The 23,420-nt window shown below is 74.3% G+C and carries 22 protein-coding genes and 1 pseudogene; 10 read left to right on the forward strand and 13 right to left on the reverse strand.

Annotation, left to right across the window (positions count from 1 at the left end):
- The first annotated feature begins 4 nt into the window (after positions 1-4).
- Positions 5-1,273 (forward strand): APC family permease, encoded by a 1,269-nt coding sequence (locus tag ACQEUR_RS08720; protein ID WP_433028124.1) that lies wholly within the window; start codon positions 5-7, stop codon positions 1,271-1,273.
- Here ACQEUR_RS08720 and ACQEUR_RS08725 read toward each other — a convergent pair.
- The 5 genes from ACQEUR_RS08725 to ACQEUR_RS08745 all read right to left on the reverse strand — a co-directional run bounded on the left by ACQEUR_RS08725 (position 1,242) and on the right by ACQEUR_RS08745 (position 6,191).
- Positions 1,242-2,054 (reverse strand): SDR family NAD(P)-dependent oxidoreductase, encoded by an 813-nt coding sequence (locus ACQEUR_RS08725; protein WP_433028127.1) that lies wholly within the window; start codon positions 2,052-2,054, stop codon positions 1,242-1,244. The two genes, ACQEUR_RS08720 and ACQEUR_RS08725, sit on opposite strands and share 32 nt — an antisense overlap.
- Positions 2,055-2,081: 27 nt before the next feature.
- Positions 2,082-2,627 carry a DUF3105 domain-containing protein gene (locus tag ACQEUR_RS08730; RefSeq protein ID WP_433028130.1) on the reverse strand — a complete coding sequence of 182 codons (546 nt, stop codon included), beginning with the start codon at positions 2,625-2,627 and terminating at the stop codon, positions 2,082-2,084.
- 560 nt (positions 2,628-3,187) lie between these two features.
- Positions 3,188-4,309: an N-acetylglucosamine-6-phosphate deacetylase gene (gene nagA / locus ACQEUR_RS08735; protein ID WP_433028133.1), complete on the reverse strand. Its 1,122-nt coding sequence runs from the start codon at positions 4,307-4,309 to the stop codon at positions 3,188-3,190.
- Positions 4,306-5,265 (reverse strand): ROK family protein, encoded by a 960-nt coding sequence (locus tag ACQEUR_RS08740; RefSeq protein WP_433028136.1) that lies wholly within the window; start codon positions 5,263-5,265, stop codon positions 4,306-4,308. Before ACQEUR_RS08740 ends, nagA begins: the two co-directional genes overlap by 4 nt.
- On the reverse strand, positions 5,262-6,191 hold the full coding sequence (locus tag ACQEUR_RS08745) for an SIS domain-containing protein (RefSeq protein ID WP_433028139.1): 930 nt from the start codon (positions 6,189-6,191) through the stop codon (positions 5,262-5,264). The genes ACQEUR_RS08740 and ACQEUR_RS08745 overlap by 4 nt, the downstream gene beginning before the upstream one ends.
- A gap of 228 nt (positions 6,192-6,419) precedes the next feature.
- Between ACQEUR_RS08745 and ACQEUR_RS08750 the strand changes: the two genes are divergently transcribed.
- Positions 6,420-7,205 carry a DeoR/GlpR family DNA-binding transcription regulator gene (locus ACQEUR_RS08750; RefSeq protein WP_433028142.1) on the forward strand — a complete coding sequence of 262 codons (786 nt, stop codon included), beginning with the start codon at positions 6,420-6,422 and terminating at the stop codon, positions 7,203-7,205.
- 184 nt (positions 7,206-7,389) lie between these two features.
- Positions 7,390-8,142 (forward strand): ABC transporter ATP-binding protein, encoded by a 753-nt coding sequence (locus ACQEUR_RS08755; protein WP_433028145.1) that lies wholly within the window; start codon positions 7,390-7,392, stop codon positions 8,140-8,142.
- Positions 8,143-8,154: 12 nt separating this feature from the next.
- On the opposite strand, the gene ACQEUR_RS08760 is transcribed toward ACQEUR_RS08755, so the two are convergent.
- The 3 genes from ACQEUR_RS08760 to ACQEUR_RS08770 form a co-directional block, all read right to left on the reverse strand.
- Positions 8,155-8,430 (reverse strand): hypothetical protein, encoded by a 276-nt coding sequence (locus ACQEUR_RS08760; protein WP_433028148.1) that lies wholly within the window; start codon positions 8,428-8,430, stop codon positions 8,155-8,157.
- Positions 8,431-8,514: 84 nt separating this feature from the next.
- Positions 8,515-9,159: a LuxR C-terminal-related transcriptional regulator gene (locus tag ACQEUR_RS08765; RefSeq protein ID WP_433028151.1), complete on the reverse strand. Its 645-nt coding sequence runs from the start codon at positions 9,157-9,159 to the stop codon at positions 8,515-8,517.
- Complete coding sequence (locus tag ACQEUR_RS08770; protein WP_433028155.1) at positions 9,147-10,307, reverse strand: sensor domain-containing protein; 1,161 nt, start codon at positions 10,305-10,307, stop codon at positions 9,147-9,149. The genes ACQEUR_RS08765 and ACQEUR_RS08770 overlap by 13 nt, the downstream gene beginning before the upstream one ends.
- Before the next feature lie 212 nt (positions 10,308-10,519).
- Between ACQEUR_RS08770 and ACQEUR_RS08775 the strand changes: the two genes are divergently transcribed.
- The 5 genes and pseudogenes from ACQEUR_RS08775 to ACQEUR_RS08795 all read left to right on the forward strand — a co-directional run bounded on the left by ACQEUR_RS08775 (position 10,520) and on the right by ACQEUR_RS08795 (position 16,338).
- Positions 10,520-10,714 carry a hypothetical protein gene (locus ACQEUR_RS08775; protein ID WP_433028158.1) on the forward strand — a complete coding sequence of 65 codons (195 nt, stop codon included), beginning with the start codon at positions 10,520-10,522 and terminating at the stop codon, positions 10,712-10,714.
- A 72-nt stretch (positions 10,715-10,786) separates the two neighbouring features.
- Positions 10,787-11,806 carry an ABC transporter ATP-binding protein gene (locus ACQEUR_RS08780; protein WP_433028161.1) on the forward strand — a complete coding sequence of 340 codons (1,020 nt, stop codon included), beginning with the start codon at positions 10,787-10,789 and terminating at the stop codon, positions 11,804-11,806.
- Positions 11,803-12,819, forward strand: coding sequence for an ABC transporter permease subunit (locus tag ACQEUR_RS08785; protein ID WP_433028164.1), 1,017 nt, complete (start codon positions 11,803-11,805; stop codon positions 12,817-12,819). The genes ACQEUR_RS08780 and ACQEUR_RS08785 overlap by 4 nt, the downstream gene beginning before the upstream one ends.
- Before the next feature lie 160 nt (positions 12,820-12,979).
- Positions 12,980-13,468 (forward strand): DUF3263 domain-containing protein, encoded by a 489-nt coding sequence (locus tag ACQEUR_RS08790; RefSeq protein ID WP_433028167.1) that lies wholly within the window; start codon positions 12,980-12,982, stop codon positions 13,466-13,468.
- A gap of 242 nt (positions 13,469-13,710) precedes the next feature.
- Positions 13,711-16,338, forward strand: a pseudogene (locus tag ACQEUR_RS08795) (hypothetical protein).
- A gap of 69 nt (positions 16,339-16,407) precedes the next feature.
- On the opposite strand, the gene ACQEUR_RS08800 reads toward ACQEUR_RS08795, so the two are convergent.
- On the reverse strand, positions 16,408-16,620 hold the full coding sequence (locus ACQEUR_RS08800) for a hypothetical protein (RefSeq protein WP_433028170.1): 213 nt from the start codon (positions 16,618-16,620) through the stop codon (positions 16,408-16,410).
- A 270-nt stretch (positions 16,621-16,890) separates the two neighbouring features.
- Between ACQEUR_RS08800 and ACQEUR_RS08805 the strand changes: the two genes are divergently transcribed.
- Complete coding sequence (locus tag ACQEUR_RS08805; protein ID WP_433028173.1) at positions 16,891-17,727, forward strand: hypothetical protein; 837 nt, start codon at positions 16,891-16,893, stop codon at positions 17,725-17,727.
- 459 nt (positions 17,728-18,186) lie between these two features.
- A complete protein-coding gene (locus tag ACQEUR_RS08810) occupies positions 18,187-18,705 on the forward strand; it encodes a GNAT family N-acetyltransferase (protein WP_433028176.1) in 519 nt (172 codons plus the stop codon).
- Positions 18,706-18,764: 59 nt separating this feature from the next.
- Here ACQEUR_RS08810 and ACQEUR_RS08815 read toward each other — a convergent pair whose 3' ends face one another.
- From ACQEUR_RS08815 to ACQEUR_RS08830, 4 genes are all read right to left on the reverse strand, one after another.
- The gene (locus tag ACQEUR_RS08815; RefSeq protein WP_433028179.1) at positions 18,765-20,999 is read right to left on the reverse strand and encodes an AAA family ATPase; all 2,235 of its coding nucleotides are present in this window, start codon (positions 20,997-20,999) and stop codon (positions 18,765-18,767) included.
- Between the two features lie 104 nt (positions 21,000-21,103).
- Positions 21,104-22,081 (reverse strand): hypothetical protein, encoded by a 978-nt coding sequence (locus ACQEUR_RS08820; protein WP_433028182.1) that lies wholly within the window; start codon positions 22,079-22,081, stop codon positions 21,104-21,106.
- Between the two features lie 52 nt (positions 22,082-22,133).
- Positions 22,134-22,730 (reverse strand): GTP-binding protein, encoded by a 597-nt coding sequence (locus ACQEUR_RS08825; RefSeq protein ID WP_433028185.1) that lies wholly within the window; start codon positions 22,728-22,730, stop codon positions 22,134-22,136.
- 145 nt (positions 22,731-22,875) lie between these two features.
- Positions 22,876-23,373 (reverse strand): DUF742 domain-containing protein, encoded by a 498-nt coding sequence (locus ACQEUR_RS08830; protein WP_433028188.1) that lies wholly within the window; start codon positions 23,371-23,373, stop codon positions 22,876-22,878.
- Positions 23,374-23,420: the final 47 nt, after the last annotated feature.

A 23,420-nucleotide genomic window follows, 5' to 3' on the forward strand; every position in this document is an offset into this window, starting at 1 on the left:
CGGCGTGGAACAGCTCGCCCGCCGGCTCGGCCTGACTGATGCGGTGATCATCGGACTCGGCTCGATGCTCGGCGCCGGGATCTTCGTCGCGTTCGCCCCGGCCACCGCCGAGGCGGGCAGCGGCACCGGACTGCTGGCCGCGCTCGCCGTCGCCGGCTTCGTCGCCTGGTGCAACGCCACCAGCTCGGCCCGGCTCGCCGCCCGCTACCCCGAGTCCGGCGGCAGCTACGTCTACGGCCGGGAACGGCTCGGCGATTTCGCCGGTTTCCTGGCCGGCTGGGGCTTCGTGGTGGGCAAGACGGCGAGCTGCGCGGCGATGGCGCTGACCATCGGGGCGTACCTCTGGCCGGAGCAGGCCCGCCCGGTCGCGGTGACCGCCGTCGCGGCGGTGACCGTGGTCAACCTGGGCGGCATCCAGAAGACGGCCCGGGCCACCCGGTGGCTGGTCGCGATCACCCTCGCCGTGCTGGCCACGGTGGTGCTGGCCGGGCTCTTCGGCGGCGCGTTCGCGCCGGCCCGGATCGGCGACACCGCCGGGGCCGGCGGCGGCCTCGGTGTGCTCACCGCCGCCGGGCTGCTCTTCTTCGCCTTCGCCGGGTACGCCCGGATCGCCACCCTCGGCGAGGAGGTACGCGACCCCGAGCGCACCATCCCGCGCGCCGTGCCGCTGGCGCTCGGGCTGGTGCTGGCGATCTACCTGGTCCTGGCCCTGGTCGCGCTGGCCGTCCTCGGCCCGGCCCGGCTCGCCGGCTCGGCCGCCCCGCTCGCCCGGGTGGCGGGGGCCGCCGGGGTGCCCGGACTCGACTGGCTGGTCCGGGCCGGTGCCACCGTGGCGGTGCTCGGCGTACTCCTGGCGTTGGTCGCCGGGGTGGGCCGGACCACGCTGGCGATGGCCCGGCGGCGCGACCTGCCCGGCGCGCTCGCCGCCGTACACCCGCGCCGCCGGGTGCCGCACCGGGCCGAGCTGGCGGTCGCGGCCGTGGTGGTCGTGGTGGTCGCCCTCGGCGACGTACGGGACGCGATCGGCTTCTCCAGCTGTACCGTGCTGGTCTACTACGCGATCACCAACGCCGCCGCGCTGACCCTCGGACCGGATCCCGCCCGCCGGCTGCCGGTACGGGCACTGGCCGCCCTCGGCCTGGCCGGCTGCCTGCTGCTGGCGGTAACCCTGCCGCTGCACAGCGTGCTGGCCGGGTTCGCGGTGCTCGCCGCCGGCGCGCTCTGGTTCGCCGTCCGCCGGGTCAGCTCGGGAGGCCCACCAGCGAGTCGGTGAGTTCGCGCAGCCGCGTGCGGAACGCCCGGTCGTACGCCTGCTCGCGGGCCCGCGCCTCCCGCTGGCCGTCGAAGTACCGGCCGGTGACCCCGGCCAGGGTCGGGTCGACCACCAGCCGGAGCGTCGCGCGCAGGCCCTGCTCCATGGTGTCCATCTGCCCGGAGCGCGCCTGCCGGACCATCGTGGTCGGCATCAGCGTCGCCGGGTGCAGGCAGTTGACCGTCACACCGGTCCCGGCCAGCTCCTCGGCGAGGTCGAAGCTGTGCGCGATCAGGGCCAGCTTGGCCCGCCGGTACGCCTCCGTGCCGTCGTAGCCGCGTGCCATCAGGTCGTCCAGGTCGACCGTCCGCTGGCCGGCGGAGGCGACGTTGACGATCCGGGCTGCGCCGCCTTCCCGGGCTGGCGCGCCCTCCCGGGCTGCGGCGGTCAGCCGGGGCAGGAGCAGCCGGGTCAGCAGGTACGGCGCCAGGTAGTTGACGGCGAACCGCAGCTCGTGGCCGTCGGCGGAGAACTGCCGGGCCTCACCGGGCGGGCCGAACCCGACCGCCGCGTTGTTGACCAGCACGTCCAGCGGACCCTCGACCGAGGCGGCCAGCCGGCGTACCTCGGCCAGCGAGGCCAGGTCCGCCCGGTGTGCCTCCGCCCCGGTGCGCTCGGCGACCTCGGCCAGCCGGCCGGCGTCGCGCCCGTGCACGAGCAGCCGGTGCCCCTGCCCGGCCAGCGCGTACGCCAGTTCCCGGCCGAGCCCGTCGGACGCCCCGGTGATCAGGATCCGTGCCATCCGGCCACGGTAGCGGGCCGGCCGCGGTCACCGCACCGTGGTGACGCCACCGGAGCAGGGGGCGCCGGGCTCCATCGACGCGGTCTCCCGGAACCGCCGGACGAACTCGTCGATCCGCTCGTCGTCCGCCTCCTCGACCGCGAGCTGGTAGCCCCACGCCTGCAACGAGATCGGCGAATCCTGCTCCGGGTGCGGGCTCATCAGCATGAACGGCTGTCCCTGCACCCGGGTGGCGAGCCGCTCCACCTCGGACTGCGGCAGGTCCGGCCGGTGCGTGATCCAGACGGCGCCGTGTTCGAGACTGTGGACGGCGTGGCCGTCCTCGATCGGAAAGGGGTAGACGTCGCCCATGCAGTTCTGCCAGCGGGAGTGGTGCACACCGCCGACCGGTGGGCTGATCGGGTAGAAGACCGGCCCCTCCTCGTGATCCCGGGAGAGCATCGCCGGGTTGTCCTGGCGGTAGTCGACCATGCCGTTGAGGTCGGCCGGGTCGCCGCCGCCGCTCCGCTGGTACCAGACGAAGCCGCCGATGCCGCAGGCGAGCAGCAGCACGACGGCGACGCCGGCGGCCACGATCCCGATGATCAGCCCGGTACGCCGCTTCGGTGCCCCCGGCGTGGGGGCCGGCGGATGGCCGGGGTACGGCTGGGGGTACCCGACCGGCCCCTGTGGCGGGTACCCGGGCTGTGGTGGTGGGCCGTACCCGGGCTGTGGTGGTGGGCCGTATCCGGGTTGCGGTGGGCCGTACCCGGGTTGCGGTGGGCCGTACCCGGGCTGCGGTGGTGGGCCGTACCCGGCCGGCGGTGCTGGGTGACCGGGCTGCGGCGGCAGGGGCCCGCCAAAGGGCGGCTGCGGCGCGGGTGGCCCCGACGGTTGGGCCGGCACCGGTGGCCCGGCAGACGTCTCGTGGCCGGGCTGCTGCGCGTGCGGCTGGTCTGGTTGGGCCATGTGCCTTCGCCTCCGGGCGACGGAAGAGGAGTCCCGATCCTACCGACGCCACCGCCCCCACCCGCACCCCCATGATCGCCGTGATCAAGGGGTGGTCACCCCGACACGCCGTACGACACGCGGAACCATCCCCTGATCACCGCGATCATGGGGGTGCGGGCGGGGTGCGGGCGGGGCGGGGTGGGTTAGGTGGTCCAGGTGCCGGCGCGCATGACCTGGACGACGTTGAGGTTGTCGTCCAGGACCACCAGGTCGGCGCGCCAGCCGGGGAGCAGGGCGCCGGTGCGCTCGCCGAGCCCGATCGCCCGGGCCGGGGTGGTGGCCGCCATCCGGCAGGCGTCGACGATCGAGATCCCGGCGCCGACCGCCCGGCGCAGGGCGGCGTCCATGGTCAGGATGCTCCCGGCGATCGCCCCCGCCGTCCCGTCGGAGGTGGCCAGCCGGACCGTGCCGTCGGCCACCACGACGGGCTGCCCGCCCAGTTCGTACTCGCCGTCGGGCATGCCGGCGGCGGCCATCGCGTCGGTGATCAGCGCCGCCCGGTCGGCCCCGGCCGTACCGGCGGCGAAGGCGAGCGTGCCGTCGTGCAGGTGCACCCCGTCGGCGACGAGTTCGCAGACCACGTTGGGGGAGCCGAGCAGCGCGAAGACCGGCCCCGGCTCGCGGTGGTGCGGCGTACGCATGCCGTTGAACAGGTGGGTCGCCACGGTCGCCCCGGCACTGACGGCGGCCAGCGTCTGCTCGTACGTGGCGTCGGTGTGCCCGAGCGCGGCCACGACCCGCCGGGACACCAGCAGCTTGACCGCGTCCAGCGCCCCCGGCAGCTCGGGAGCCAGGGTGACCATCCGGACCGCGCCGGCGCCCAGCTCGATCAGCTCGGTCAGCTCCTCGACCGAGGGATTGCGCAGGAACTGCGGGTTCTGCCCCCCGCAGCGCACCGCCGACAGGTACGGCCCCTCGTAGTGGATCCCGGCCAGCACCCCGGCCTGCACCAGCGGGGCGTACGCGGCGGTGGCGGTGCGCATCAGCTCGTACGGCGAGCTGACCAGGCTCGCCAGCAGGGTGGTGGTGCCGTGCGCGAGGTGGAACCCGGCCGCCTCGCGGGCCGCGTCGGCGTCCCCGGTGGTGAAGGTGTGCCCACCGCCGCCGTGGGTGTGGATGTCGACGAAGCCCGGGACGATCCAGTGGCCGTCCCGGACGGACGGGTACTCGGCGACCGCGGTGATCCGGTCACCGTCGAGTTCGACGCAACCCTGCCGGATCACACCGGTCGGGGTTACCACCTTGCCGCGGACGCGCACGGTCACGGAGTCTCCAGGGTGTCTAGGGCGGGAACGGTGTCGAGGGCGAGCAGGGCGGCGCCGAGGCAACCGGCCTCGTCGCCCAGGGCCGCGGGGAGCAGCCGAGGCTCGCGCTGGAAGGTCAGCCGCTGGCGCAGCGCCGCGCCGAGCGGATCGAGCAGGGCGGCACCGGCCTCGGCCAGCCCGCCGCCGAGGACGACCACCTCCGGGTCGTACAGGTTCTGCGCGATGGCGAGCCCGTCGGCCAACGCGTCGACGGTCTCCCGCCACACCTGGACGGCGATCGGGTCACCGGCCGCCGACCGCGCCACCACCTCGGCGGCGGTCGCCGCGCTCCCGGCCAGGGCCGCGTAGCGCCGCCCGACCGCGGCGGCCGAGGCCACCGCCTCCAGGCAGCCGTCCGCGCCGCAGCCGCAGCGCGGCCCGCCGGGGCGTACCACGATGTGGCCCAGCTCGCCGGCGGCGCTGTGCGCGCCCGCGAAGGCCGACCCCGCGACCACGTGCGCGGCGGCGATGCCGGTGCCGATCGCGACGAAGAGCACGTGCCGGCTGTCCCGCCCGGCACCGAGCCGGGCCTCCGCGACGCCGCCGGCCCGCACGTCGTGGCCGAGCGCCGTCGGCAGGCCGAGCCGCGCGACGACCAGTTCCCGCAGCGGTACGTCCCGGAAGCCGAGGTTGGCCGACCACTTCGCGGTGCCGGTGGCCTCGTCGACCACCCCGGGTACGGCGATGCCGACCGCCACCGGGCTGAGCCCGGTGGCCCGCGCCCGGCCGGCCAGCGCCTCGGTGATCTCCAGGATGCTGTGCACCACCGCCGCCGGGCCGCGCTCGGCCCGGGTCGGGTGCCGCTCGGCGTGGTAGGTGCCGCCGTCCGGGCCGACGAGGGCGCACTTCATCCCGGTGCCGCCGACGTCCAGCGCGACGACCACCTGCGCCGGGGTGGCTGTGGCGGCGCCGGTCACGCCAGGACCACGGAACGGCTGAGATTGCGCGGCGCGTCCGGGTCGAGCCCACGGCCGGCCGCCAGCGCGACGGCGAAGCGCTGCGCCAGGATCAGGTCGGCCATCGGGTCCAGCGGCGGCCGGCCGGCGGCCCAGCCCCCGATCACCGCGTGTACGCCGTTGGTCCGGCTGTGCACGAACGCCGCCCCGGTGCCGGTGATCTCCTCGGCCAACCCGTCCGGGATCTCGCCGAAGGCCCAGACCATCCGCCCCGGCGCGGCGATCGCGATCGGCCCGTGCCGGTAGTCCATCGCCGGGTACGCCTCGGCCCAGCAGGTGGCCGCCTCGCGGCACTTGAGCGCGGCCTCCTGGGCCAGCCCGACGGTCCAGCCCCGGCCGAGGAAGGTGACCTGCTCGATCCGGGCCGGGTCGACCGGCAGCGGGGCCCGGACCGCCACCTCGGCGTCGGCGGCCAGCGCGGAGACGTCGGTGCCGAGGTGGGCCCGGAGCAGCGCGAGCGCGCTGGTGGCGAAGCGGGTCTGCACCACCGACCGCTCGTCGGCGAAGGGCATCGCCACGGTGGCTCCGGCGATCTCGACCGCCGGGGAGTCCGGGTCGCCGACGATGACGGTGCTGGGTCGCTCGTCGCGTACCGCGGTGAGCGCCGCCAGCACCTCCGTGGTGGTACCGGAGCGGGTGATCGCGAGGACCCGGTCGTAGCGGCGGTGGGCCGGGAACTCGGAGGCCTGGAAGGCGTCGGTCTCGCCGTGCCCGGCCGCCTCGCGCAGCGCCGCGTACGCCATGGCCATGAACCAGGAGGTGCCGCAGCCGAGTACGGCGACCCGCTCGCCGGGCCGGGGCAGCGCCGCCGTGGACTCGGCGGCGAGGGTGGCGGCCTGCCGCCAGCACTCGGGCTGGGTGCTGATCTCCGCGTCGACGTGGCCCATCACAAGCTCCTCGCGGGCGGGCGTCCGCAGCTCAGGGACGGCCGGGCGAGCCCGGGGCAGCCTGCGCGATACGGCTCAATTTGATGATCTTTCGCGCGTCATTCTGCGCGAAGTTCCCCGGTTGTGGCAACCGCGCGCAGGTTCGCGCAGAACGGCGCTTTGCGACCGCGTGTTTCGCGCACTATTGTGCACGCAATCTCATCACCGTAAGCGCCTGGAGGGTCAACGGTGGACCGGTACGCGAGATGGAACGCCCTGCTGGAGCTGCTGACCGACAGCGGCCGGGTCAGCGTGGAGGACGCGGCGCTCCGGCTCGACGTCTCGCAGGCGACGATCCGGCGCGATTTCGACCAGCTCGCCCAGCAGCAGATGATCACCCGTACCCGGGGTGGGGCGGTCGCCAACGGCGTCTCGTACGACCTGCCGCTGCGCTACAAGACCGCCAAGCACTCGGCGGAGAAGCAGCGGATCGGCACCGCCGCCGCGGCCCTGGTCGCCCCCGGGATGGTGGTCGGGCTCAACGGCGGCACCACCACCACCGAGGTGGCCCGGGCGCTGGCCGTCCGCCCCGACCTCAACAGCAGCGCCGACGGCGCCCAGCTCACCGTCGTGACCAACGCGCTGAACATCGCCAACGAGCTGCTGGTCCGGTCCCGGATGAAGATCGTGGTGGCCGGCGGGGTGGTCCGGCCGCAGTCCTTCGAGCTGGTCGGCCCGCTCGGCGGGGCACTGCTGCGCGAGGTCACCCTGGACGTGGCGCTGCTCGGTGTGGACGCCGTCGACGTACAGCTCGGGGCGGCGGCCCACCACGAGGGTGAGGCGTCGATGAACAACCTGATGGTGGCCCGGGCCAAGCGGGTGGTCATCATCGCCGACGCGTCCAAGCTCGGCGGGCACGCCTTCGCCCGGATCTGCCCGGTGGAGCGGATCGAGACCCTGGTCACCGACTCCGGCGCGGACCCGGGCACCGTGCAGGCGTTCCGGGACGCCGGCGTGCACGTCGTCTGCGCCTGAGGTCGCCCGACGAGGCACCGCCCGGGTCAGGGTCGGTGGTGGGGTCCGCTGTACCCACAGACGGGGGCCCGCACTCTCGATGCCGGCCCTCCCGGTTCCTAGCGTTCTCGGCAGCGGCGGACGAGGCCGGCAGTGACGGGGCGAGGGGACGTGGCGGATGTCTGGGCCGAACCAGGGCGTGCGCGTGCGGAGGGAGGGCCGGGCCTCGGCCGGGCCGGACGCACTCGTGCTGGACGGGGTCAGCCGGCGGTACCCGGGTGGGACGGTGGCCCTGCATCCGGTCGACCTGGTGCTGCCCCGGGGCCGGTTCCTGGCCGTCGTGGGCCGGTCCGGGGCGGGGCAATCCACCCTGCTGCGCTGCGCCGCCGGGCTGGAACCGCCCAGCGGCGGAACCGTACGGATCGGCGGCACCGACCTGTCGTCGCTGCGCGAGCGCCAACTCACCCGGTTCCACCGGGAGCGGGTCGGGTTCGTGTTTCAGTCGCACGGCCTGGTGCCGTCGTTGAGTGTCACCGAGAACGTCGCGCTGCCCCTGCTGCTCGGCGGCACCCGGCCCGACCAGGCCGGCGTGGTGCCACGGCTGCTCGACGCCGTCGGACTCGCCGGGCGGGGCGACGACCGGCCCGAGGAACTCTCCGGCGGGCAGCGCCAGCGGGTCGCGATCGCCCGGGCGCTGGTCACCGGGCCCGAGATCGTCTTCGCCGACGAGCCGGCCGGCGCCCTGGACCCGGTCGCCGCCGGCGAGGTGCTGGCCCTGCTGCGGCAGGCCGTCGCGGTCGACGGGCAGACGGTGGTGATGGCGACCCACGATCCGGTCGCCGCCGCCTGCGCGGACGAGGTGCTGTTCCTGGACCGGGGGCGGGTCGCCGGGTGGATGGCGCACCCGCGGCGGGCCGGGGTACTGGAGTTCCTCCAGGGGCTGGACCGGGCGGCGTGAGCGGCCGCCGGGCTACGACTCTGGCCGGTTTCGGCCGCGGTAACCGCGGCCGACCAGCCAGACGCCGAGGAGCGTCCCGCCGATGCCGGTGACCGAGGCCAGCGCCTCGACGTACCAGTGGCCGAGCCAGCCGCCGGGGTCGAACGGGTACATCCGGTTGAGACCGAGGGGCACCAGCGCGGCCACGCAGACCAGCACGCCGACCCACACCAGGGGGGACCGGGCCGGTGGCTCCGGCGGCCGCTGACCGCCCTCGACCGGGGTCTGGTCTGGTTCCGCGTCGGTCATTCCCGTGCCTCCCGGTCGACGTACCAACAGTGCGGGCAGAGTCTGTGCATGGGCCGCGACACCGCCGCCTGGTGCGGCGGTGGGTCAGGAGCGGTGGAGATAGGCCAGCACCGCGAGGACCCGCCGGTGTCCACTGTCGCTCGGCGGCAGTCCCAGCTTGGCGAAGACGTTGCCGATGTGCTTGCTGACCGCGCGCTCGGTCACCACCAGCGTGCCGGCGATGGTGGCGTTGTCGTGGCCCTCGGCCATCAGCTTCAGCACCTGGCGCTCGCGCGGGGTCAGCGAGTCCAGCGGATCGTCACGCCGCCGGGTCAGCAGCTCGGTCACCACCTCCGGGTCCAGCGCCGTGCCGCCGCCCGCCACCCGCTCCAGGGCGTCCAGGAACTCGTCGATCCGTCCCACCCGGTCCTTGAGCAGGTAGCCGATCCCGTTCGCGCCGCCGCTGAGCAGCTCGGCGGCGTACGTCTCCTCGACGTACTGGGACAGCACCAGCACCGGCAGCCCGGGGATCTCCCGGCGGGCGGCGAGCGCGGCGAGCAGGCCCTCGTCGCGCAGGCCCGGCGGCAGGCGTACGTCGAGCACCGCCACATCCGGCCGGTGTCGCAGGATCGCCGGCAGCACCTCCGGGCCGGTGACGGCGGCCGCCACCACCTCGTGCCCGGCCGACGTCAGCAGCAGGATCATGCCCTCCCGCAGCAGCGCGTTGTCCTCCGCGATCACCACACGCACGGCAGCTCCACCTCGATCGTGGTCGGCCCCCCGGCGGGGCTGGTCACCTGCATCGTCCCGTCCAGGGCGGCGACCCGGCGGCGGATGCCGAGCAGTCCGCTGCCCCCCGCCTCGTCCGCGCCGCCCCGCCCCTCGTCCCGTACCCGGATCCGCAGTGCGCGGGGTTCCCGCACCAACCGCACCTGTGCGCCGCGGGAGCCGCTGTGTTTCGCCGCGTTCGTCAGGGCCTCCGCGACGACAAAGTACCCGGCCGCCTCGACCGCCGCCGGGGGGCGCGGCTCGGCCGGCCCGGCGAACCCGACCAGCTCGACGGTGGCCGCCAGCCCGCTGCCGGCGGCGAGCGCCCGTACCGCCCCGGTCAGGCCCCGGTCGGTGAGGATCGGAGGGTAGATGCCGCGTACCAGGTGGCGGAGTTCGGACAGCGCCTCCTCGGCCTGGCTCTGCGCTTCGTCCAGCAGCCGCCGGCCGGTCTCGGGGTCCCGGTCGTACGCCCGGCGGACCAGGCCGAGGCGCAGCGACAGCGCGACCAGGCGGGCCTGGGCCCCGTCGTGCAGGTCCCGTTCGATGCGCCGCAGTTCGGCGCCGTGCGCGGCGATCGCGTCCGCCCGGGTGGCGGTCAGCTCCGCGACCCGGTCGGCGAGCCGGGTGTTCGGGGCGGGGCGCAGCAGTGCCCGCGACCAGGTGGCGTCGAGGTCGGCGATCCGCTCGATGAGTGGCAGCAGGATCGGCCGCCGGCGCAGCAGTCCGGCCCAGACCCCGTCGACCAGCGGCACGAACGACCAGACGACGAGGGCCAGGTAGAGCAGGAGCAGGCCGTAGCCGAGGTGGATGAGCAGCCAGCGCAGGTCGCGTACCGTCTGCGGATCGGTGAGCGCGGTGCGCACCCGTTCGGCGAGTGGCCCGGCCAGCGGCCGGTACGCCTCGGGGATCTCCACGCCGGTCCGCCGCGCCACCTGCCGCCGCTTGAACCCGGCGAGCTGGCGCAGCACCAGCGCGGTCTCGGGCAGTACGCCCGCGCCGATCACGGTGAGTGTCAGGATGCCGGCGAAGGCGATCACCCCGAGGAAGGCGTACGAGAGCAGGGCCAGCCCGCTCGCCGTCGCCAGCCAGTACGTCGTCCGCGCCGCCCTGCGTACCGCCTCTTCCATGCGGCCAGGCTATTCGCGGAATGGGCGGGGCACGGTGGAGCGGAACTCCGCGTGAGGGTGTAGCCCGCTACACCGGGGATCCGGGTGCGCGGTCCATCGATCCGGGCGCGCCGGCGTCGCACGATTGTCACCGCGGATCCCGAGCGGTCCGCCGGCCGGTGGCCGCCGGCCGCCGCTGTCGCGACCGGACCATTCCCGAAGGGACCATCCCGATGAAGAACCTGCTCTGGCTCCTGCTCGTCGTCGCCGTCGTCGCCAACGCCGCGGTCAGCGTGGTCGCCCCGGGCGGGGCGGGACAGATCGTGCTGAACGTCGGTACCGGGCTGACCGCCCTCGCCGCGCTGGGCGGGCTGGTCGCCGTGTACCGCCGGCAACGCGGGACCGGGGAGTCCTCGACACGCGGGTAGCGTGCATAGCGAGGTAGCGCGCAAAGCGATGGTACGGTTTCGCCGTTACCGGACGTGACCAGAGAGGCCGTGATGGCTGCCGTACTCGAGATCGAGGGTCTGCGGAAGACCTACCGGAGTAGACGCCGGGGCGCTCGACGCGCCCTCGACGGGTTCGACATGGTGGTCGAGGCGGGCCAGGTGCACGGCTTCCTCGGCCCCAACGGCTCCGGCAAGACCACCACGCTCCGTACGCTGCTCGGGCTGATCCGCCCGAACGGCGGCCGGATGGCGATCCTGGGCCGGGAGGTGCCGGCGGCGCTGCCCGAGGTCGCCGGCCGGGTCGGCGCCATCGTCGAGAGCCCGCAGTTCTTCCCGCACTTCACCGCCCGGGACACCCTCTCGCTGCTGGCCGGCGCGGGCGGCGTCCCGCAGCGGCGGGTGCTGGAGGTGTTGGAGCTGGTCGGGTTGCGCGAACGGGCCGGTGAGCGGGTCAGGACCTACTCGCTGGGCATGAAGCAGCGGCTCGCCGTCGCCTCCGCCCTGCTGAAGGAGCCGGCCCTGCTGATCCTGGACGAGCCGGCCAACGGGCTCGACCCGGGCGGCATCCGCGAGATGCGCACCCTGATGCGCGACCTCGCCGCCAGCGGGATGACCGTGGTGCTCTCCAGCCACATCCTCGGCGAGGTGCAGCTGATCTGCGACTCCGTCACCATCATCTCGCTGGGCCGCCGGGTCGCCGCCGGCCCGGTCGCCGAGGTGCTGGCCGAACACTCCGCGGGCGGGGTACGGGTCCGGCTGGAGGCGGTCACCGACCTGCCGGCCGCCGCCGACCTGCTCGCCCGTTCCGGCGCCAGGGTCACCCCGCAGCAGGACCACCTGCTGGTGTACGGCGTGGACAAGCCCGCCGACATCACCCGTACGCTGGCCGGCCACGACCTGTTCGTCAGCGAGCTGGCGCCGGTCACGGTCGACCTGGAGAGCGTCTTCCTGGAGCTGACCGCGACCGCGCCGGTGCCGGGTCAGCACCGCCAGGTGGACCAGTCCACCGTGGTCACGAAGCCGAGCGGGCCGGCGACCTCCGGTTCCGCCAACGGGGGGTGGGGGGTATGAGCCTGTACCGCACCGAGCTGCGTCGACTGGTCAAGCGGCGGTTCGTCCGCTACCTGACCCTGGCCGGGCTGCTGGTGCTGGTCGCCGTGGCGATCGGCATGTTCGTCACCAACGAGCGGATCGGTCCGGCGCAGCGTGCCGCGGCCGAGCAGGCGGCGGAGCGCGACTACCGGCAGAACGTCGAGTCCGCCCAGCAGTACCGGGCGGAGTGCGAGCGGGTTGCGGCGACCGGCGCGACCTCGGAGCGGGGCTTCCCGGCGGACTGCTCCACCATCACCCCGACTCCCCGGGAGTCGTTCCAGGCGCAGTGGTACCTCCCGGCGACCTTCGACTTCCAGGAGGAGTTCAGTACCGCACTGGTCATCTTCGCCGCCGTACTCGCCCTGGTCGTGCTCCTCGCCGGCGCCTCGTTCGTCGGGGCCGAGTGGAGCAGCGGCGGGATGATGAACCTGCTGCTCTGGCAACCGCAGCGGCTCAGGGTACTGCTCACCAAGCTGGCCGCGCTGCTGACCGGGGTGCTCGGGTTGGCGGTGGTCGCGATGGCGGCCTGGACGGCGGCTTTCTGGGGGATCGCCAGCCAGCGGGGCAGCACGGCGGGGATGACCTCCGGGGTCTGGCAGTCGTTCGGTCTGACCGGGCTGCGCGCGGCGGCCCTGGTGCTGATCGCGGCGGCGCTCGGCTTCGGTCTGGCCTCGCTGGGCCGGCACACCGCGCTGGCCCTGGGCGGCGTGCTCGGGGTGCTGGTGATCGGGCAGTTCGGGGTCGGCATGCTGCTCTCCATGGCGAACGTCAGGTTCGTCGAGGCGTGGCTGCTGCCGACGTACCTGCTGGCCTGGATGGAGAAGAAGGTCACCCTCCAGAACTACGACGCCTGCCAGGCCTCGTACACCGGCAACTGCGAGGCGGTGACCATGGACATCACCTGGCAGGACAGTTCCGTGCTGCTGAGCGTGTCGCTGGTGCTGGTGCTCGGCGCGGCGCTCTGGACGATGCGGCGGCGGGACATCACCTGACCTCCCGGGGGGAGAGGGGCGGTGGCGCGGGCCGGTCGGGCGGCTCGCGCCACCGCTGCGGGTGCCCCGCCCGGCCGGCGCCGCCGCTGTGCCTCCGGCCGGCCGTGGGTAGGCTGGTCAGGCCAAACGCCACCCGCGAGCGGAGTCCGGAGGAGCAGCCATGAGGTTCGCCGACGCTCCCGCGGACGACGAGGCCGACGACGGGACGGTGACGGAGGCCGCCGAGGTGCCGCAGCCGCGGCCGGCGCCGGACGTCGAGTCCGAGGCACAGCGGCCGGCCACCGCGCCGGGCGCCGGCCCGGTCCCGCAGCCGCGCTCCGGTGCCGGCTCCGAGGTGGAAACCCCGCCGGACGGTGCCGAGGTCGCGACCGGGGCCGGTGCGGGTACGGCGGCCGGGTCCGCCGCGACGCCCGGCGGCCCGGCACTCTCCGAACGGGAGCGCGAGATCCTGGCCTTCGAACGGCGGTGGTGGCGGCACGCCGGCGCCAAGGAGCAGGCGATCCGGGACGCGTTCGACCTCTCCGCGACGCGCTACTACCAGCTCCTCAATGGACTGCTGGACAATCCGGCCGCGCTCGCCGCCGACCCGGTGCTGGTCGCCCGGTTGCGGCGGCTGCGGGCCACCCGGAGCCGAAACCGTCGCCGCTGAGCCCCCGTCACCGTCGGCGTAGGGGTGTTTCCGCTGGATAGCCCCGACTCGATGGTTGACGTCGGGAGGGCCGGACCCTAAAGTCCCCTCATCGGGCTTGAAACGATTTAGAACCCTCCGGCCGCTCCCCGGGGCCGCTCGATGAAACGTATCAATAACTCGTACCGACCGGCGATGCCCGGCGCGCTCCCGCCCGGCGTCGCCGCCACCACCGGGAGGTGTCGCGCACGATGACCCGAAGAATGGCCCGGCCCCGGGCACTCGCCCGGCGGGCGGCGGCCGGCCTGGCCGCGATCCCGCTCATCGGGGCGGCCGGACTCGTTCCGTCCACCCCGGCCGGGGCACAGCCCGGCCCGTCCAGCCACGACCGGCCGGCGATCCGGCACCTGGAACACCTCGACCGGGGACTCGTCGCGGTCAAGGTCGCCGGCGGCGTCTACCTGAGCTGGCGTTTCCTCGGCGACGAGCCGGACACCATCACGTACCGGCTCTACCGCGACGGCAGGCTGCTGACCACCGTCACCGGCGGGACCAACCACACCGACGCGGCCGGCACCGCCACCTCGTCGTATGCGGTCGCGGCGGTCGTCGGCGGGCGGGAGGGGCGGCGCTCCGCCCCGGTCACCCCGCTGGCCGACCAGTACCTCGACATCCAGCTCCAGCGCCCGGCCCCGGCCGTCACGCCGGTGCTCCAGGTGGACCCCACGACCACCACCGGCAGGCAGTTCGAGCCGGTGGACATGGACCTGCTCCGGCACGTCCGCGAGGCGTACGCGAAGACCGGCGGCCTGACCCCCGCGGAGTTCGACGCGCTGGTCGCCCCGTTCCGGACCTACTTCGCCGACCCGGACTGGGCCCCGCGCAACCCGTTCGCCACCCCGGCCACCTCGGTCGGCGGCGGCCGGTACCGGATCAGCGCGAAGCTCTTCGCCGAGCTGGAGCGCGAGTTCACCCGCTACGTGGACGAACTGGACCGCGGCCCACGGCTGCCGTACGCGCGCAACGCGGACGGAACCCTGGCCACCGCCACCGCCACCTACGCCCCCGGCGACGCCAGCGTGGGCGACCTGGACGGCGACGGGGACTACGAGCTGGTGCTCAAGTGGGACCCAAGTGACGCCAAGGACTCGTCGCAGTACGGCTTCACCTCACCGGCCATCGTGGACGCGTACAAGCTGGACGGCACGCTGCTGTGGCGGGTCAACGTCGGCTACAACATCCGGGCCGGCGCGCACGACACCCAGCTCGTGGTCTACGACTTCAACGGCGACGGTCGGGCCGAGATGCTGATCAAGACGGCCGACGGCACCACCTCCGGCGTCGTCCGCGACGGTGTCTACCAGCCCCGGGACGTCGTCGGCGAGCGGCGGGCCACCGCCGAGAGGATCGCCGGCTACATCGCCGCCGGGGACACCGCGTCGCTGGACCGGTACCACGACGCGCTGAACACGTACACGGTCGGCTGGATCCTGCCCGGCGGCAACACGCCACCGGAGCAGAACGTCCGGCAGTGGGGCAAGATCTACACGTACGGGCCGATCGGCACCAGCAACGAGTACCTGACCGCGTTCGACGGCCGGACCGGTCGGGTCATCGACACGGTGAAGTACGCCTTCCCGTACGGGGCACCCAACTGGGGCGCCGCCCCGGTCGACCACCGGGGCGCGTCGTTCGCCACCACCGTCGACCCGTACTGGCAGGCACCGGCGACCCGCTGGGGCCACTACCCGTGGGGCGACCACCAGGGCAACCGGGCCAACCGGTTCCTGGCCGGCGTCGCGTACCTGGACGGGAAGCAGCCGAGCGCGATCATGGCGCGGGGCTACTACGCCCGGACCACGGTGGCGGCGTACACGATGAAGAAGGACAGGCTGGTCCTCGGCCGTACCTTCGACTCGGCGAAACTGCGTGACCCGTGGCTGGCCGAGGAGCGCGGCGTACACAGCCTGATGGTCTCCGACGTCGACAGCGACGGACGCGACGAGATCGTCTACGGTGCGATGGTGCTGGAGGACAACCTCACCGTCAAGACGGTGGCCGGCACCTGGTTCCCGTACCCGGCACCGTAGGTCAACGTCGACCTGACCGCCCGGATGCGCTCGCCGCAGCCCGGTGACCGGTTCGTCCGGCTGGCTCACGGCGACGCGATGCACATCGGCGACCTCAACCCGCAGCGGCGCGGCATCGAGGTCTTCCTGGTCCAGGAGGAGTTCCAGACCGAGGACGCGGTGGACGCGGACGGGGCGGTCGGCACCGGGCTCCGGCCCGGCGGCGGGGTCTACGACCCGCGCACCGGCGAGGTGCTGACCGGCTTCTACGCCGGCAAGGACAACGGGCGGGGCGTGGCGGCGAACATCGACGCGAACTCGCCCGGCGCCGAGTACTGGTCCAACGGATACGCCTACAGCGCGGTCACCGGCGAGCAGCTCTACGCCACCTCGCTGCCGGTCAACTTCCTCGCCTACTGGGACGGGGACCTGACCCGGGAGCTCCTGGACAGCAACCGGATCGTGAAGCCGAACACCGACTACGAGACCCGGCCGGCGAGCGTCGGCGGGACGGACCTGCTGGTGGCCACCGGGGCAACCTCGATCAACGGTTCGAAGTCCACGCCGGTGATCTCGGCCGACCTCCTCGGCGACTGGCGGGAGGAGGTCGTCTGGCGCCTCGGCGACGACCGGGTGCGCCTGTTCACCAGCACCATCCCGACCGCGCACCGGATCCGCACCCTCATGCACGACCCGCAGTACCGGTTGCAGGTGGCGTCGCAGAACACCACGTACAACCAGCCGCCGCACCCGAGCTTCTACCTCGATCCGGCGTACCCGCTGCCGGCGAGGCGGACCGACATCGACGTCTCCGCCCGCTGACGGCCGCGGCGTCCGGCGGCGCGGTCCCCGTACCGCGCCGCCGGACGCCGGGCGGCTATGTCCGGGCGCTCACTTCTCGTACGTGCGCAGCCCGTTGCCGAGGGCGATGAAGGTGGGAGCCCACTCGCCGATGAAGATGCCCCAGCGGTCGGCGCGGTCGATCCCGGCGTTCTCCATCTGCTTGCTGAGCATCCAGCTCAGGAAGGACAGCCCGATGCTCGCCGCACCGGCGATGTAGAGGTGCTCGGCCCGCAGGCCCATATGGTGCAGCTGCTTCAACATCCGCGACCCCCCTCGCGCGACGAAAACTCGTGTTCATGACGCTACCCTCTGTGATGTCCGCTGGTCAGCAGGTTTCCTGATCCAGGGCGGATCTCGACCGCTTCGGGCCGGTACCCGGTCGTGCCGGTTCGGCGCGCGGACCTGCCCGGACCGGGCCCGGCGGCGCTCGTCGCGCGGTAGACAGGGATTGGCCGTAGCCGACGGCCCAGCCCACCGAGCATCGGGAGCCGCGATGAGGCAGTCACGCCGCGACGAGCCGGGACCGGGTCGATGATGCGGGTCTGCTCCGCGTCCGAGCCCGCGCCGGGGCGGCTGGAGAACGAGGACCACGTCTTCCAGTACGGCGACCTGGTCGGCGTGCTCGACGGCGCGACCGTGCCGGACGGCTTCGACACCGGCTGCGTGCACGGCCCCACCTGGTACGTCCGGCAGCTCGCCGCCCGGATCGGCCTGGCCACCGCCGAGCGGCCCGCCGCCGCCCTGACCGGCAACCTCGCCGCCGCGATCCTGGCGGTGCGCGCCGACCACGGCGACCGGTGCGACCTCGACCATCCCGGCACCCCGTCGGCCACCGTCGCCCTGCTCCGGTACGGCGGGGACCACGTGGACTACCTGGTGCTCTGCGACAGCCCGCTGGTCCTCGACCTCGGCGCCCAGATCCGGGTGGTCTCCGACGACCGGCTGCGCACGGCAATGGCCGACCTGCGGCAGAAGGCGCTCACCGTCACCGGTGCCGGCGGGGTGGACCAGGCGACCCGGTTCCGCCGGGCGGTGACGCTGCAACGGCAGCAGATGAACCGGACCCACGGGTACTGGGTCGCCGCCGCCAACCCGGACGCGGCGTACCACGCGGTGGCCGGCACCCTGCCGTTGCGTGGACCGGAGCGGGTGCGCCGGGCCGCCCTGCTCACCGACGGCGCCTCGTGCGCGGTCGAGCGGTTCGGCCTCTTCGACTGGCGTGAGCTGCTGGACCTGCTCACCGACGTCGGGCCCGCCGAGCTGATCCGCCAGGTACGACTGGCCGAGGCCAACGACGCCCAGCGTCACCCCGGCTTCAAGCGGTACGACGACGCGACCGCCGTGTTCTGCGGCTTCGATCCCGAGTAGCTACGGCTGTCGGCTGTCCAGCGGCACGACGTACGCGTTCACAAAGAAATGCTCGACGTTGGCCCAGTGCAGGTGTCCGGCCCTGGCCTTGTCGCCCTCCCGGCCGAGCACGACATGCACGTCCGGCCGTGCTTCCGGTGCCGTAGCTGCGGCGCCCCCTGGCCCTGCTCGCCCGCCCGGCTCAACCTGTTGTACGCCTACCGCGATAACCGGTGCGGCCTGCTCGTCTACCTCGCGGGACAGCTCTGCCGAGCACTTCAGGACCTACCGGACACCGACCCGGGGCAACTGGCCGCGCGGATCCTCCACTGGGTGCCACGTACCCCGTCCGGGGCGTCGTCGCCCCGGACGGCCGTCGGACCGGCGGGGTGGACGCCCGGTCCGAACCGGCTGACCGAACGGAGCAGGCCCGGCCGAACCGGTGGACGGGGCCCTCGGAGACGAGAAACATTGCGCTGCGTGACCCGTGAGGTCCGGCTGACGCCGGTGGACGAACAGAATCTGGAGCCGTTGCTGTCGGTGGCGGTGGCCGAAACCGAGCCCGACGAGGTGATGCCACCGGTCGAGGCGCCTGCCGGCTGGTCGCAGGCGCGCCGGGACGCCTTCCGGGACTACTACCGGGCGCACGCCGGCGGTCTGGACGGACCGACCGGCAACCTGATGTACGCGATCGTCCAGGACGGCGACGTGGTCGGCATGATCCGGATGGCGCGCCGGAACGAGCCGGGCACGCTGGAGACCGGGATGTGGCTCGGCAAGTCCACCCGGGGGCAGGGCATCGGGCTGATCGCCCTGCGGCTGCTGCTCGCCGAGGCGATCGGGGTCGGTGCCCGGCGGGTTGTCGCCGAGACGCGCCCGGACAACGCCGCCGCGCTCAACCTGCTGCGCCGCTCCGGTGCCGTGTTCCGCTCCGACGGTACGGCGGTCCGGGCCGAGATCCGCCTCGGCGGGGAGGGCGACCCGGCCGAGACCCTGTGACGGCGGCCCTCCGCCCGGGGCGGGGCGGGTCGGCGCCCACCGGCGACGCGGCGCACGGGTCAGCGGCCGGCGGCGTAGGCGGCCAGCCAGGCCACCCGGGCCGGGTCCAGCGAGGGTCGCATCCGGGCCCGGGCCGCCGCCACGTGCCCGGCGGTCACTATGGTCGCCTCCAGCGACTCCCGCATCGCCGCGAGCGCCGCCTCCCGGACCAGCGCCGCACAGTCCGCCGCGGAGAAGCCGTCCAGCCGCGCGGCGAGCACCGCCAGATCCACGTCCGCGGCGAGCGGCACCGAGCGGGCCGCCGCGCGGAGGATCTCGGCCCGGGCATCGGAGTCCGGCGGCGGTACGTAGACCAGCCGCTCCAGCCGGCCCGGCCGCAGCAGCGCCGGGTCGACCAGGTCCGGCCGGTTCGTGGCACCGACCACCACCACGTTGCGCAGCGGCTCCACCCCGTCCAGTTCGGTGAGCAGGGCGGCGACCACCCGGTCCGTGGTGCCGCCGTCGGTCGCCTGCCCGCGTACCGGGGCCAGGGCGTCGACCTCGTCGAGGAAGACCAGTGTCGGGGCCGCGTCCCGGGCCCGCCGGAACAGCTCCCGGACCGCCCGCTCGCTCTCGCCCACCCATTTGGAGAGCAGCTCCGCACCCTTGACCGACAGCACGTTCGCCCGGCCCGTGCCGGCGAGCGCGGTGACCAGGAAGGTCTTGCCGCAGCCCGGCGGGCCGTAGAGCAGCACGCCGCGCGGCGGCTGCACACCGAGCCGGGCGAACGTGTCCGGGTAGGTCAGCGGCCAGAGCACCGACTCGGTCAGCACCTGCTTGACCTCGACCATGTCGCCCACGTCGTCGAGGGTCACCTCGGCCAGCTCCAGCACCGACGACTCCGCCATCGACGTCGGCCGGACCACCTCCAGGGCCGCCGAGAAGTCGGCCATCGCCACCGTCGGCGCCGCGGCCTCCTTCTGTCGCAGCGCCGCCCGCACGCCGGCCTCGCGGGCCAGCGCGGCCAGGTCGGCGGCGACGAACCCGGGCGTACGGCCGGCCACCTCGTCCAACCGCACGTCCTCGGCGAGCGGCATCCCCCGGGTGAGTACGGTCAGCTGCTCCCGCCGCAGGGCCGCGTCCGGCAGCGGTACGGCGATCTCCATCGAGAGCAGGTCGGGCGCGCGCAGCGCCGGGTCGACCGATTCGGGGCGGCTGGTCGTGCAGACCACCGCCGCGCCGTCCCGTACGGCCTCGGCGAGGAGCTGGCGGAACACCGTACCGACCGGGCCGGGTGTGTCGCGGGGGGCGAGCGCCTCGACGTCGGTGACCAGGAGCACCGCCGGCGGCGCGTCCCGGACCGACCCGACCGCCTCGCGGAGCCGCCGTGCGGCGGCGTCGTTGCTCGACGCGGCGAGTTCCGGAGCCCAGAGCGGGACCACCCGGGCGCGCACCGCCCGGGCGACCGCCCGGACGAGCGCGGACTTGCCCGACCCGGCGGGGCCGGTGACCAGCACGCCGAGCGAGACGGCGGTGCCGAGCCGGCTCAGCACCTCGCGGTGGTGGAAGCCGAGGTCGAGCAGTTCGGTGAGTTCCTCCGCCTGGGCGCGCAGGCCGGGCAGGTCGTCCAGGCCCGGCGCCGGCTCCTCGATCGGGGCGGCCGCAGCTCCGGCGGCGACGGCGCGCACCTGGGCGGGATCGGCGCCGTGGGTGCGGTGGCCGTCCTGCCAGCCCACCACGGTGTCCATGGTGACCAGCACCGAGAGCACCGGATCGGCGGCGGCCGGAGCGTCCGCCGCCTCTGCCGTGGTCACGGTCAGCAGGGTGCTGGTCCAGGCGTATCCGACGGTGTTGGCCAGGCTGCGGCGGGCGGCCTCGACCAGTGCCCGCACCGAGGCGTCGGGGAGTACGTCCTGCGGCAGCAGCGAGACGTCGTCGCCGGCGGTGACCATCTTCCCGAGCAGCGCGAGGCGGAGCATCTCCGGCGACACGGCGGCGGCGATCTCCGGCGGGCCGGCCAGGATCACCCGCCGGGCGGCCACCACCGGTACGGGCGTCACGGTCACCTGGCCCCCGTCGCGTACCCCGAGGTTGCCGAGAACCAGGTCGTCGGCGTAGAGCAGGGCCCGGCTGGCGGTGGGCTCGGCCCGGGCGACGATCCCCGCGGTCACCCGTCGGCCGGCGAGCTGGACGGGGTCACCGGCGTGCAGGCCCAGCGCCGTCAGGACCTCCGGATGCAGCCGGACGATGCCCCGCCGCGCGTCCAGCGCCGCCGGGCGCAGATTGGCGGTGAGCGTCAGACTCGGACCCGTCACCGGCCGAGAGTACCGGCCGCCGTCGCCGGGATCCGGCGGTCGCACGCCATCCGGGTTAGGAGGGGGCCCTTCCTATATAAAAAGCGATAAGAAGGGGCCCTTCCTTACTCTTCGATCGGGCCGAGCAGGCCGGGGTCGCGGCGGATCAGGTCGGCCAGGCGGGCGGCGGCGTCCGGGGTCGGCGGATCGTCCGGCGCGGCCCAGGCCGGCACCGTCTTCACCGACATCGGCCAGGAGTGCGGCGGTTCGCCGGCGGTGGGCAGCGCCGGTTCGGCGGCCGGTCGTACGGTCACCGTCCCGTCCATCCAGGCGACGTGCAGTGCCGAGATCTTCGGGCCATCGGCGACCCACATGGTGACCGCCAGGTCCGGGTGTTGGGCGACCACCCGCTGGACGGCCTCGGTCACCTTCTCGACCGGGGATTCCCCGTTGCGTGGCGGGGCGCCGGCGGCCGGGCCGGTGGGTCCGGCCTCCCAACTGCCCGTCGCGCGGAAACCATCCGGTTCCCGGAAGCCGCCCGGATGATGCGGGCCGCCCGGTTCGCGGAAGCCGCCCGGTTCGTGGAAGCCGCCCGGTTCGTGGAAGCCGCCTGGTCCGTGGAAGCCGCCCGGTTCGTGGAAGCCGCCCGGGGCGTGCGGTCCGCCCCGGTCCTGGAAGCCGCCCGCGTCGTGCGGTCCGCTCGGATCCCGGAAGCCGCCCGGGTGGGCGGGACCGCCGGGATCGTGGAGGCCGCCGGGATCCGGGCGACCACCCGGCCGGTGGAAGGCGCCCGGCCCGTGGAGGGGGCCGGGTTCACCGAAACCGCCCGCGTCCCGTGGGCCGCCCCGGTCGCCGAAACCGCCCGCGTCCTGCGCGCCGCCCCGCTCGCCGAAACCGCCCGGGGCGTGTGGGCCGCCCGGGTCCCGGACGGTGGAGTCGTGGCCGCCCGGGTCCCGGACGGTGGAGTCGTGGCCGCCCGGATCCCGGGCGGTGGAGTCGCGGCCGCTGCCCGGCTCGCGGGCGCCCGACTCGCTGGCCCGCCGCCGCTGAAGTGCCTCGCGCCGCGCCATCCGCGCCAGCGCGTCGTCCAGTTCGCCCCTCATCGCGTCACCTTCCCGGGCCAGCGACCCACTGTCCGGGCCGACCGTCGCGGGCCTAAGTGTCCCGCTCCCGGATCGCTCGATCCAGCGCCCGATCCAGCACGATCAGTAGGGCATCGCGTACCGACAGCCGGTCGCGGGCGTCGAACTGCACCAATGGGACATGGTCTCCGATCGCCAGAGCCCACCTGATCGCCGTCAGATCGTGCGCGATCTGCCCGTCGAAGGCGTTGACCCCGACCACGAAGGGCAGGCGCGCCCGCTCGAAATAGTCGATCGCCGGATAGCAGTCGTCAAGCCGGGACGAGTCAACCACGACGAGCGCGCCGAGCGCGCCCCGGGCAAGATCGTCCCACATGAAGCCGAAGCGCGACTGACCAGGCGTACCGAAGAGGTAGAGCTTGAGGCTGCGGTCGATGGTGACGCAGCCGAAGTCCATCGCCACCGTGGTGGTGGTCTTCTCCGAACGGATCCCGGGATCGTCGACGCCGATCCCGGCCGTCGTCATCTCGGCCTCGGTGGTCAGCGGCGCGATCTCGGAGATGGCGCCGACCGTGGTGGTCTTGCCGACGCCGAACCCGCCGGCGATCAGTATCTTGACCGGGATCGGCGGGGCCGCCCCGGGACGCCGCTCGGTCCGTGTGGTCGCCATCGGCGCACCGCCGCTCTCCGTCGCGTGTCGGGACGCCGGGCGGGCGGTGGCGGCGTTCCCGCCCGGCACCGCCCGGCCCGGGCCGTACCCGGTGGGGGCGCCGTAACGTCCGGGCGCGCTGTTGGCGACCGGGGGGTTGGCCCAGTCAGGAGATCGCACGAAGTCCATCGATCACTCGCATAATGAGATCGGGGTCCTGGGCATCCTCGGCGTCGCAGATGTGCACGTCGAGGTGGCCGGCGGCGCGCAGGTCACCGACCAGGATCTTGGTAACGCCGAGGTGCAGCCGGAGCCGGGCGGAGATCTCCGCCACCGACATCGGCTCGGCGCACAGCGCGACGATGTCCTGGAGTTCGGACGAGAGCCGCGACACCGGTGGAGTGGTCCAGGAGGTCGGGTCGAGCCGGGCGGTGACCTGCGTCTCCAGGCTGATCGCCGGGTCGATGCCGGCCACCCGGCCGGCGGTGAGCACGAACGGTCGTAACCCCGCCGGGCCCGGCGGAGCCGGACGGAGTTCGCCGGTGGCCGCCTCCGGCTCCGGCGCCCCGTCCAGCGGCGCCGAGTCGAGGTACGGCCGGATCCGGACCGGCCGCCGTCTCTCCGGTTCCGGATCCGGCACCCCGTCCCCGGCGGGCCAGGTCATGTCGGTCCCCCGCTCCGCTCCGGGTCGTCCTGGCGGGTACGACGGAA

The sequence above is a fragment of the Plantactinospora sp. CA-290183 genome (genome assembly GCF_050936375.1).
In the GTDB taxonomy this organism is placed as follows: Bacteria; Actinomycetota; Actinomycetes; order Mycobacteriales; family Micromonosporaceae; genus Plantactinospora.

Excerpts from the sequence above, each read along its gene's own strand:
- ACQEUR_RS08725 (WP_433028127.1), bottom strand. The coding sequence starts at position 2,054 with ATGGCACGGATCCTGATCACCGGGGCGTCCGACGGGCTCGGCCGGGAA.
- ACQEUR_RS08745 (WP_433028139.1), bottom strand. The coding sequence starts at position 6,191 with ATGGGCCACGTCGACGCGGAGATCAGCACCCAGCCCGAGTGCTGGCGG.
- ACQEUR_RS08760 (WP_433028148.1), bottom strand. The coding sequence starts at position 8,430 with ATGACCGACGCGGAACCAGACCAGACCCCGGTCGAGGGCGGTCAGCGG.
- ACQEUR_RS08770 (WP_433028155.1), bottom strand. The coding sequence starts at position 10,307 with ATGGAAGAGGCGGTACGCAGGGCGGCGCGGACGACGTACTGGCTGGCG.
- ACQEUR_RS08775 (WP_433028158.1), top strand. The coding sequence starts at position 10,520 with ATGAAGAACCTGCTCTGGCTCCTGCTCGTCGTCGCCGTCGTCGCCAAC.
- ACQEUR_RS08780 (WP_433028161.1), top strand. The coding sequence starts at position 10,787 with ATGGCTGCCGTACTCGAGATCGAGGGTCTGCGGAAGACCTACCGGAGT.
- ACQEUR_RS08785 (WP_433028164.1), top strand. The coding sequence starts at position 11,803 with ATGAGCCTGTACCGCACCGAGCTGCGTCGACTGGTCAAGCGGCGGTTC.
- ACQEUR_RS08790 (WP_433028167.1), top strand. The coding sequence starts at position 12,980 with ATGAGGTTCGCCGACGCTCCCGCGGACGACGAGGCCGACGACGGGACG.
- ACQEUR_RS08800 (WP_433028170.1), bottom strand. The coding sequence starts at position 16,620 with ATGTTGAAGCAGCTGCACCATATGGGCCTGCGGGCCGAGCACCTCTAC.
- ACQEUR_RS08805 (WP_433028173.1), top strand. The coding sequence starts at position 16,891 with ATGATGCGGGTCTGCTCCGCGTCCGAGCCCGCGCCGGGGCGGCTGGAG.
- ACQEUR_RS08820 (WP_433028182.1), bottom strand. The coding sequence starts at position 22,081 with ATGAGGGGCGAACTGGACGACGCGCTGGCGCGGATGGCGCGGCGCGAG.
- ACQEUR_RS08825 (WP_433028185.1), bottom strand. The coding sequence starts at position 22,730 with ATGGCGACCACACGGACCGAGCGGCGTCCCGGGGCGGCCCCGCCGATC.
- ACQEUR_RS08830 (WP_433028188.1), bottom strand. The coding sequence starts at position 23,373 with ATGACCTGGCCCGCCGGGGACGGGGTGCCGGATCCGGAACCGGAGAGA.